Here is an 8,577-nt window from a genome sequence, read left to right as displayed (position 1 = left end):
ACTCGACCGCCTGCACGCGGTGCCGGGCCCCGGCGGTAGGCGAGTCGACATCACCGGGACCGCACAGTTCAACCGGGACACTGTGCACGCGATCACGTCACGGCTGCCAGTGGTGCTCGGCCTGATCGCGGTGATCACGTTTGGACTGCTATTTCTACTGACCGGCAGCGTGGTGGTGCCCCTAAAAGCTTTGGTGCTCAACGTGTTATCGCTGAGCGCCGCGTTCGGCGCCATGGTGTGGATATTCCAGGACGGGCATCTGGGCGCGCTCGGAACGACATCCACGGGCACGCTGGTCACCAACATGCCGGTTCTGCTGTTCTGCATTGCTTTCGGCTTGTCGATGGACTACGAGGTCTTCCTCGTTTCCCGGATCCGCGAGTTCTGGCTGGCTTCGGGGCGCAGTCGCGCCGACAACGATGAGAGCGTCGCCTTGGGCGTCGCGCACACCGGTCGAGTCATCACGGCGGCCGCGCTGGTGATGTCGATCTCGTTTGCGGCGCTGACCGCCGCCCATGTGTCATTCATGCGGAGTTTCGGTCTTGGCCTGACGCTGGCGGTGCTGGTTGACGCCACGCTGGTACGGACGGTCTTGGTACCGGCGTTCATGCATGCGATGGGCAGGTGGAACTGGTGGGCGCCTAAGCCGCTGGCCCGGCTGCACGAACGCTTCGGGATCAGCGACGGCCAGGCTGTCCGGACATCGTCAACGCACGCACCCGACGCTGATTCGGATTCCGCCGCGGCGTCGCTGAGCGACACCGAAGCCGTGTAAAGCAGCGCATCATAGTGTTACCGCGTACGCACTAACGATCTGACGGAAGCGGGAACATGACCTCGATGCCCCGACGCCACGTCGTCTGCCTCGGCGACAGCATCACCCGCGGCCAGGTAAGCGTCGACTACGTGACGCTGCTGGCCCGCCGAACCTTCGCAGGGCCGTACGTGTTCACCAATGCCGGCGCCAACGGTGATCTCGCCGAGAACGCGCTGCAGCGCCTGGACTCCGTGATCGATCTGCGGCCCGACTTGGTGACCGTGCTGATCGGCACCAACGATGCCAACGCGAGCATGTCGGAGAGAAACATCGCCAGATTCACGCGAATGAAAAAGCTCACCGCGCGACCCACGATCGAGGGATACCGCGATAATGTCACCGCGATCATCGACCGGTTGACTAGGGAAACCTCGGCCCGGATTGGGCTGCTCTCGCTGCCGGTTCTCGGCGAGGAACTCGGTTCTGAGTCGGTGCAACGCTCCCAGCAGTACAGCGCCGTGCTCAAGCAGATCGCCGAAACACGCGGTATCGCATACCTTCCACTCAACGAGCGCCAGATAGCTCACTTGCAGGCGGGCGGGTTCGCACCGGGTATCCGCTACAGCGATGGCCTGGCCCTGTCGGCCGGCGCGGCGATACAGCACTTCATACTGCGGCGCTCGCTCGACGACATCTCCCGCCGCCGCGGCCTGCAGCTGACAACGGATCTACTTCACCAAAATACCAGGGGCGCAACGATGATCGCAGATCTCATCGAGGAATTCGTTTCGCAGACCAGCGATGTCTAAGACAGAGATTCCCCCCGAAGAGGGTGAAGAATTCTCGTGCCCCGGCTGATAAAAGGGTGATAAGAGGAGTACCTACTCCCTTCCACTTTCAACATATAGCGCACTGGGGGGCTTGCGGCAAGACCGGGGTGGTGCCGCAGAATCGCTGGCCGAGGCCAGAACCTGCGGAAATGGGGGTAGCGAAATGGGCGTGTTGTTGTCGACGCATGGGTCGCGCAAGGACGTCGAACCGATGGCCAAACATGCGGTTGTGGTCGCTGGAGGTGGTCCGACCGGGCTGATGCTGGCGGGCGAGTTGGCGTTGGCGGGGGTCGACGTTGCCATTGTCGAGCGGCGCGCCAGCCAGGACCTCATTGGCTCGCGCGCGGGCGGTCTGCATTCGCGCACCATCGAGGTTCTCGATCAGCGTGGAATCGCCGATCGGTTCCTTTCGCAGGGGCAGGTGGCTCAGGTCGCGGGGTTCGCCTGGATTCCTTTGGACATCAGCGACTTTCCGACCCGCCACCCCTATGGGCTCGGGCTGTGGCAGAACCACATCGAGTGCATCCTGGCCGGCTGGGTTGACGAGCTGGGCGTTCCGATCTATCGCGGACGTGAGGTGACGGGTATCGCCCAAGACGGCACCGGCGTCGACGTCCAGCTGTCCGGCGGCCAGTCGCTGCGGGGGAAGTATCTCGTCGGGTGCGACGGTGGACGCAGTCTGATCCGTAAGGCAGCCGGCATCGAGTTTCCCGGGTGGGATCCGACCACGAGCTGCCTGATCGCTGAAGTCGCGATGGACCAGGAGCCCGAGTGGGGCGTCCGCCGCGACGCGCTCGGCGTCCACTCCTTCGGCAGGTTGGACTACGTAGTCACCGACCGCAGCCGCCAAATCAAGTGGGCGGACGAGGGTCCGGTCGGGGTCCTGGTGACCGAACAGCACGTCGGAGCCGACAGCGAGCCCACCCTACGCGATCTCAGCGACGCACTCATCGCCGTCTACGGGACCGATTACGGGATCCACAGCCCCACCTGGATCTCCAGGTTCACCGATACGACTCGGCAGGCCGCGGCCTACCGCAACGGACGGGTCCTGCTGGCCGGCGACGCCGCACATGTGCACTACCCGGCGGGCGGACAAGGCCTCAACATCGGTGTGCAGGACGCGGTGAATCTCGGATGGAAGCTGGCCCAGGTGGTCAACAAGACATCGCCAGAAAGCCTGCTGGATACCTACCACGCCGAGCGGCACCCGGTCGCTGCCCGGGTGTTGCACAACACCATGGCGCAAACCGCGCTCCTCCGCCCCGGCGAGCGTATCGAGGCGTTGCGCGACACCATGTCCGAGCTGCTGAGCATGGATGAGCCGCGCACGCGGTTCGCCGCGATGATCTCTGGTCTGGACATTCGTTACGACCTGGGTGAGGGACACCCGCTGCTCGGGCGCCGCATGCCCGATCTCGACGTGCTCGCCCCCGGTGGCGCGGTGCGGGTATTCACCCTGCTCCACGAGGCCCGCGCGGTGCTCCTGAACCTCGGCGAGCCCTGGGGTTTCGACATAACCCCATGGGCACATCGCGTGTTGGCGGTCGATGCCCAATACGCAGGCACTTGGCAGCTCCCGGTCCTGGGCCAAATATCGGCGCCCGAAGCCGTGCTGATCCGACCCGATGGATACATCGCCTGGGTGGGCGACGGCACAGAAACCGGATTGCGCGACGCGCTGACAACCTGGTTCGGAACCCCATGACCAAGGCGACTCGGCGCAACCCATCCAGCACCATGACTGCTTTGATGGTCCGGCATCCGTGAGCACGACCACATTTGGTTCGGCCCGAAACGACGTGAGCCCACCCGCTGTGCTGCTTGTAATCTCGCGCATGATGAACTGGGTTGAAATGATGCGCCGTTCGCAGAGGAAGACCATCTAGGGGTTAACGTTTTCGCGTGGTGGAGTCGAACGGTATACCGCTACCGATTCAGCGTGGTCGGAGCGATGGTGGCGCTATGCCTAGCTGGTGGCGTGTTCGGTGCGAGTTTGGGCTCACATGTGACCCAAAGCGGCTTTTACGATGACAACAGCGAGTCGGCGAAGGCGTCGCGCCTGGGTGACCAGGTGTACGGCAGGGACACGACCGGCCATATCGTGGCGATCTACACCGCTCCGGACGGCAAGACCGTCGACGACCCGGAGTTCGGCAAGAAGATCCTGAATAACCTCGCCCGGGTCGAAAGGGATCACCCGAACCAGATCCTTAGGTCGGTCGGCTATTTCACGCGCCCCGACCGGCTGGGCAACATGGCCGACGCGTCCAAGAAGCACGCGTTCGTGTCGATTCAGCTCAAGGGCGATAACGACGACGTCATCCTCAACAACTACAAGATGGTCCAGCACGACTTCGCCATCCCGGGCGTCGACGTGAAGCTGGCCGGTTTGCTGCCGCTGGCCAACGAGCTGACCGGGACCATCGGCGAAGACCAGAAGCGGGCCGAAGTGCTCGCGCTGCCAATGGTGGCGGTCCTGTTGTTCTTCGTGTTCGGCGGTGTTGTGGCGGCGGTCCTACCGGTGATGATCGGCGCGCTGAGCATCGCCGGCGCGCTAGGCATCATGCGTCTGATCGCGATGTATCAGCCGGTGCACTACTTCGCGCAGCCGGTGGTCACCCTGATCGGCCTCGGTATCGCCATCGACTACGGCCTATTTGTGGTCACCCGCTTCCGCGAGGAGATCGCCGAGGGCCACGACACCAAAACCGCGGTGCGCCGCACTGTCATGACGGCCGGGCGAACCGTGACGTTCTCGGCCCTGCTCATCGTGGCGTCCCCATCTGGCTTGTTGCTGTTCCCGCAGGGCTTTCTCACGTCACTCACCTACGCCATGATTGCCTCGGTCGTGTTGGCGGCGCTGCTGTCGATCACGGTGCTGCCCGCCTGCCTGGGGATGCTGGGCCGCAACGTGGACGCCCTCGGCGTGCACACGTTGCTGCGGGTGCCGTTCTTCCGCAACTGGACACCCAGCAACTGGTTGCTGAACTGGTTGGGCGATCGGCTGCAGAAGACCAAGACCAGCGAAGAGGTCGCGAACGGGTTCTGGGGCAGGCTGGCTGACCGCGTGATGAAGCGGCCGATCGCGTTTGCGACCCCGATCGTTGTCCTGATGGTTTTGCTGATCGCCCCGCTGGGCAAACTGGCCCTTGGAGGCATCAGCGAAAAATACCTGCCGCCGAGCAACCCGGTCCGCCAGGCGCAGGAAGAGTTCGACCGGACCTTCCCCGGGTTCCGCACCGAGCCGCTCACGCTGGTCATCCAGCGCACGGACCACCGGCCGGTCACCGACGACCAGGTTCAACAGGTCCGCAGCGAGGCGATGGCCGTTTCGGGGTTTACCGACCCGAACAACGATCCGGCCAATATGTGGAAGGAACGGCCATACCTCGACGGCGCATCGAAAGATCCGTCGGTTCGGGTGATCCAAAACGGCCTGGTGAACCGCCTTGATGCCGGCACGAAGGTCAACGAGTTACGGTTGATCTCGCCGCTGCGCGGGCAGACCGTGTGGGTGGGCGGCACACCCGCGCTCGAACAGGACAGCATCCACACCCTATCCGCCAAGCTCCCGCTGATGCTCGTCATATTGGTCACGACGACGACGCTTCTGATGTTCCTGGCGTTCGGATCACTGGTGTTGCCGATCAAGGCGGCGCTGATGAGCGCGCTCACGCTGCTGTCGACGCTGGGCGTGCTGACGTGGATATTCGTCGACGGCCACTTCTCGAGGTGGCTGAATTTCACGCCCACCCCGTTGACGGCCCCGGTGATCGGGCTGATCATCACGGTGATCTACGGCCTGTCGACCGACTACGAGGTCTTCCTGGTGTCCCGCATGGTCGAGGCCCGCGCGCGCGGCATGTCCACCGCGGAGGCCGTCCGCACTGGCACCGCGATCACCGGCCGCCTCATCACCGCGGCGGCGCTGATCCTCGTCGTGGTGGCGGGCTCGTTCGTCTTCTCCGACCTGGTGATGATGAAATACCTGGCGTTCGGCCTGATCGCCGCGCTGCTGCTGGACGCGACGGTGGTCCGGATGTTCCTGGTGCCCTCGATCATGAAACTACTCGGCGACGAGTGCTGGTGGGCACCGCGGTGGATGAAACGGCTGCACAGCCGGATCGGGCTCGACGAGATCGGTGTGCGCGACGAGCGCACGCCAGCTGCGGCGCCGGCGGAGCCGGAGGAGGCTCTCGTTGGGGCCGGCGCATCCATGTCGGAGTGGCCGCGGCGGCCGCATGACCCCACCCATCCCACTGTCGAAGGTTCCTCCCAGTCGGGGGCTACCGCTTGGGTGGCCCGGGCGAACACGCCGTCGGCGGCGAGGACCACGCCAATGCCGAACGCCCGCACCGCTGATGGCGGCGAACCATCGCCCGCCGGGGATCTCAATGGATAGTCACGAGCTTATGCTGCAGCTCGACCTTGCTGCGCTCGTGGCGGTTGGGCGTTAGCCGGGCACGGTGACCAACGCGCCGTTGGGCTTCCGCGGAGCGCCGGAGCGCCGGTGCAGCGACGCCGGCAGGGTCTGGAAGATCCCTGAATTGAGCTCGCTATCCCCCGTTGGCGCCTGAATCAGCCATTCGGCGGAGCGGCCGACGACGGCCGACCCCGTGCTACGTCGAGAAGTGCTCCTTGTAGATCTGCCCATGCACCCCGGTCGTGCGGTCCACCACTTGGGAAACGCTGAAATCGGCGGCGGCCGATAGGTAGGCATAGGCAGTGCCGCGGTCCATGCCGCGGTCGTGCTCGAGATAGTCCAGCGCATTGATCACCGCACGCCGCATGGCCACGTCGAGATCGGTGACTTGACCATTCAGCGCGCCGTCAGGGTCGGACAGCCCGATCGGTATCCACGCCTTTGGGGTCTCGGCAAATGGATAATGGAAGGCCACACTGGGCGCGTCACCGGAGCCCTGCTTACAGACGGTGAGGCGGAAAGTTGCGCGCAGCGAGCCTTCCATCGCCGTCAGCGCCACTTCTCCGTCGCCCATCGCCATGTGCGGATCGCCTACGTAGAACAGCGCACCCGGAGCGAACACCGGCAGATAGAATGTCGACCCGACGCCGAGAAGTTTGATGTCGATGTTGCCGCCGCCGATCGTCGGAGGCACCGAGTTGGCGTTGGGTGATGTGAGACCGGGATCCGTAACGAACGCGACGCCCATCATGCCCATGAACGGATTCAACGGGAACCGCACCGCTGCGCCGGCCCCAACGGGCATCACCCCCCGGCCGTCTTTGACGGGCGTGAACACCGACACGTCACCCCAGTTCCTCGGGTCCGGGCCGGAGCGACCATCGGTGGATGCCGGCGGCATCACCTCGGCGACGGTGATTCCCTTGGGTGCGGCCTTGTCGGCGGTAAGAGCCAGCGCGCCCTTGCCGTGCCGGCTCGACACGACGCCGTAGGGCACCCTTGGCACCGCCTCGAGGGTCTCGATCTTCAGGGCGTCGCCGGGCTCGGCACCCTCAACGAAAACCGGCCCGGTGACCACATGCGGGCCATCCTTGGCGAAGTCTCTGACTGTACGGTTATATTGAGCTGCAATGGTTTTCACGTCATCGAGAACGTCTTTGTCGTTGACACCATGGCCACCGAAATACTCCACCGGGCTACGGCCCTGGTCCTCCAGGATGCCCTCGTGCGAAACCGTATCGATCGTGACCGTCTGCCCGGAGCGCATCTGCAGCACGGGTGCGGCGTGCACCGTGGGCACATAGCCCCACAGCACCTGATCGGGAAGGGAAGACAAGTAATGGTCACCGCCACGATCACCCTGGCCAGGCTGCAATACGGTGACCGCCGAGTAAGGCAACTTTGCGGCCGCCGCTGTAGCTGGTGACGGATCTTTCGAACAAGCGGCGAGGGCGGCAGTGGCTCCGACACCGACGCCCAGCGTCGCCGCCGCCTGAAGAAATCCGCGACGGTCAAAGCCGCCGGCGAGCGGCTGCGGGGCGGTCGGTACGGACTCGGGTACTTCGATCACGTGCACTTCCTTCGCTAGCGACCAACGTCGTCCCCGGAAGTTAGTGATGTCAGATTTCAGTTGCGTTAGCGCAGGATTGCGGCAGATTACCGTGCTCGAGCAGATAAAAGGGAGCTAAGACATCGCGGTTCGTCGCCAAAACGGCGGCAGATTGCTATCAACGCATGCAATGCGTTCAGAGTCGGTACATCTCGCGTGCCATGACGGCGTCGTCGAAGTATCGGCGTCGCGGCGTCGTCGTCGGAAATATCCGCCGCAAGGCAGCTGCGATCGTCATGATCCACCATCGAGTCCTGGTGGGCAGCACCGGCAGCGCCGCCGCCGTGCCGAAGGCAACCTCTGGCTCGGTAATGAGAACGGCGGTCGGGGATGTCGTTTCGAGTGTGATCCCTGGACTACTCGGCGGATCCAGGGTGGCGGCGCGATGGTCGTGCGGTTCGGTCATTCCAGGCGTCCTTGACAAACGATTCACAGCCGGATGGACCGGCCGATAACCGGGTCAACGCGACGGGCCTCGCTGAAATTCCTGGCGTCCGACTGTGCAGCAGATGGTCCCCCGAAATGACGGCCTTCCCCTCGGGGATACGCGGTTTAACGGTAGCTCGACCTCCGCAAGCAGCCCGGCATCCCAGAACTTGGTGGATCGGCCGCCCCATCCCTGTGTCGATGCAAAGACTGTGATCGAATGACGACGACCACGACCATGGATCCATGTCCCACACGCACCATGGTGCGGCGTTGGACACATATGCCCGGTGGTGCTGCGAAACAATCACAGGAGCACACGTTGAGTCAATCGGCTGACCAGGTGGATGCCACCTACGACGCGGATGACGCGGTTAACCGACTGCGTGCCGACTACGACATGACGCCGTACACCTCGAATTCGTTTCCGCAGTCGGCGCCGGGACAGCTGGCCGCGGTCGCCCACCTGTTCGGTTTGGAAACAGCCGAGGTCTCCACCGCGCGCGTGCTCGAAATCGGCTGTGCCGGC

The 8,577-nt window shown here is 64.1% G+C and carries 6 protein-coding genes and 1 pseudogene; 5 read left to right on the top strand and 2 right to left on the bottom strand.

The genetic code is table 11. The features are described from left to right. The 4 genes from VE759_RS15815 to VE759_RS15800 all read left to right on the top strand — a co-directional run. Positions 1-775: MMPL family transporter (locus tag VE759_RS15815; RefSeq protein ID WP_324934091.1), on the top strand; the 775-nt coding region annotated here is incomplete at its 5' end. A gap of 56 nt (positions 776-831) precedes the next feature. Beyond that, positions 832-1,566, top strand: a complete 735-nt coding sequence (locus VE759_RS15810; protein ID WP_324934089.1) for an SGNH/GDSL hydrolase family protein — start codon at positions 832-834, stop codon at positions 1,564-1,566. 232 nt (positions 1,567-1,798) lie between these two features. Further along, entirely contained in the window at positions 1,799-3,295 is a 1,497-nt protein-coding gene (locus tag VE759_RS15805; protein WP_324934097.1) for an FAD-dependent monooxygenase, read from the top strand. Positions 3,296-3,541: 246 nt separating this feature from the next. Next, positions 3,542-5,992, top strand: coding sequence for an MMPL family transporter (locus VE759_RS15800; protein WP_324934095.1), 2,451 nt, complete (start codon positions 3,542-3,544; stop codon positions 5,990-5,992). A gap of 217 nt (positions 5,993-6,209) precedes the next feature. Here VE759_RS15800 and VE759_RS15795 read toward each other — a convergent pair whose 3' ends face one another. Both VE759_RS15795 and VE759_RS15790 read right to left on the bottom strand, forming a co-directional pair. Continuing rightward, complete coding sequence (locus tag VE759_RS15795; protein WP_324934093.1) at positions 6,210-7,493, bottom strand: acetamidase/formamidase family protein; 1,284 nt, start codon at positions 7,491-7,493, stop codon at positions 6,210-6,212. 265 nt (positions 7,494-7,758) lie between these two features. Next, positions 7,759-8,028, bottom strand: a complete 270-nt coding sequence (locus VE759_RS15790; RefSeq protein WP_324934088.1) for a hypothetical protein — start codon at positions 8,026-8,028, stop codon at positions 7,759-7,761. A 240-nt stretch (positions 8,029-8,268) separates the two neighbouring features. On the opposite strand from VE759_RS15790, the pseudogene VE759_RS15785 reads away from it, so the two are divergent. Further along, positions 8,269-8,577 (top strand): annotated as a pseudogene (locus tag VE759_RS15785) (hypothetical protein); the annotation flags it as partial.

Origin of the sequence: Mycobacterium sp., assembly GCF_035640695.1 — a bacterium.
Lineage (GTDB): Bacteria > Actinomycetota > Actinomycetes > Mycobacteriales > Mycobacteriaceae > Mycobacterium.
Note: the sequence above shows the minus strand (reverse complement) of the source record. Positions and strands in the feature narration are given on the sequence as shown.

What these genes read in the sequence shown, in the direction of transcription:
- VE759_RS15810 (WP_324934089.1), top strand. Translation starts at nt 832, where the DNA reads ATGACCTCGATGCCCCGACGCCACGTCGTCTGCCTCGGCGACAGCATC.
- VE759_RS15805 (WP_324934097.1), top strand. Translation starts at nt 1,799, where the DNA reads ATGGCCAAACATGCGGTTGTGGTCGCTGGAGGTGGTCCGACCGGGCTG.
- VE759_RS15800 (WP_324934095.1), top strand. Translation starts at nt 3,542, where the DNA reads ATGGTGGCGCTATGCCTAGCTGGTGGCGTGTTCGGTGCGAGTTTGGGC.
- VE759_RS15790 (WP_324934088.1), bottom strand. Translation starts at nt 8,028, where the DNA reads ATGACCGAACCGCACGACCATCGCGCCGCCACCCTGGATCCGCCGAGT.